Raw genomic sequence first — 1525 nt, 5'->3', positions numbered from 1 at the left:
ACACCTACCAATGTCCGTCATAATCGCGGATAACCATTGCATGCACCGGAGTGGCGGCCGCACGCTTTTTTCTCTGCTTGCACGTCAAATCCCGCCACCTCGGTGATGCATACCGTTATCCGACTGAGTCGCGGACACTTGCTGCCCGCCTCACGCCCTGCGGGGCACAACCAACGCATCGAATCCATCTCGCTTTGCCCCGACGCTCGCCCAAGACTCGAGTGCCGACTGCCCTGCGGGGCACCAACCGACGCCTGAATTTCAATGCCCGAACAACGCCGGTGTCACGGATGCACTGCGTGGCATCAACCAACGCCTGTCCATGGATACTCGATTTACTGCTCATCGCCGAAACTTGCTTGAACGTCCGCTCTTTGTTACGATTCCAACACGGTGGCTGTCACCCACGGGGACGAAGTCAGCGCTGACGGACCCTATCGCGATGGTGTTTTGCGGATAACCATTGCATGCACCGGAGTGGCGGCCGCACACTTTCCTCTCTGCTTGCACGTCAATCGCCGCCACCTCGGTGATGCATACCGTTATCCGACTGAAATGAAACGATTTTCCGTTTCCCTGATGCTGCTCTGATTCGTTGGCTGCAAACCACGCCCCTTGAACATGGAGACTGAACATTTGGAACCAAAACTCACCGCTAGCCATGTGACGAAAGATACCCTGCGAGTCGGCAGTAAGACGATGGTCGAATCCGCCTCGCCGATCGGGCGTTTTCAATGCGTTTTTGAAGACGACACCGAGACTGGCTACTTCTACGCCCTCGACATGGACCGTGCTGGTAACCCCATCGTGGACGCATTGCACATTTACAACGTCAAAGATGTCACTGACCGCGATACGCCATCCACCTTGCATATCCTTTGGTCGCCGGACGCTAATCGTGCGGCAATTTTCATTAACTCGTATCCGCACGCCATCTTTGATTTCTCCGGTGGCGTGGGATGCTGCCGTACTGGGTTCCCCGAGCCTGCGTCTGGTTCTGGTTCGCATGATTGGGACGAATCGTTACTCGCCCCGTTTTTCGCTTCTGATACCCAAGACGGCGGATAACCATGGGATGCACCGGAGCGGGGCTTGCGCGTTTTCACAAATGGAACATCAACCGTCCCCGCCCGGTGATGCCGGACGTTATCCGACTGAGCCGCGGACACTTACCGGCCGCCTCACGCCCTGCGGCGCACAACCAATGCACAACCAACGCACGACCAAAACCGCTTGGCCCCAATGCCCGACCAATACTCAAGTGCCGACTGCCCTGCGGGGATCAACCGACGCCCGATTTCCAATGTTCATCAATGCTGAAGTGCCGGATGCACTGCGTGGCACAACCAACGCCTGTCTTTGGTTGCTCGACTTAACGCTGCCCACCGAAACTTGCTTGACCGACCACTCTTTGCTACGATTTGAACTTGGTGATTGTCACCCACGTGGACGAAGTCCGCGCTGACGGACGGCATCGCAATGGTGTGTTGCGGATAACCATTGCATGCACCGGAGTGGCGGCCGC

General features: G+C 57.0%; 2 protein-coding genes. Both read left to right on the top strand.

Annotation, left to right across the window (positions count from 1 at the left end):
- Nucleotides 1-393 precede the first annotated feature (393 nt).
- Nucleotides 394-591 (top strand): hypothetical protein, encoded by a 198-nt coding sequence (locus RC85_RS27315; RefSeq protein WP_157594091.1) that lies wholly within the window; start codon nucleotides 394-396, stop codon nucleotides 589-591.
- A 30-nt stretch (nucleotides 592-621) separates the two neighbouring features.
- Nucleotides 622-1068: a DUF2251 domain-containing protein gene (locus RC85_RS25735; RefSeq protein ID WP_068267813.1), complete on the top strand. Its 447-nt coding sequence runs from the start codon at nucleotides 622-624 to the stop codon at nucleotides 1066-1068.
- Nucleotides 1069-1525: the final 457 nt, after the last annotated feature.

It is taken from the genome of Rubripirellula obstinata, assembly GCF_001642955.1.
GTDB classification, from domain to species: domain Bacteria; phylum Planctomycetota; class Planctomycetia; order Pirellulales; family Pirellulaceae; genus Rubripirellula; species Rubripirellula obstinata.
This window is presented reverse-complemented; position numbering and strand designations above follow the sequence as displayed.

Excerpts from the sequence above, each read along its gene's own strand:
- RC85_RS25735 (WP_068267813.1), top strand. The coding sequence starts at position 622 with ATGGAGACTGAACATTTGGAACCAAAACTCACCGCTAGCCATGTGACG.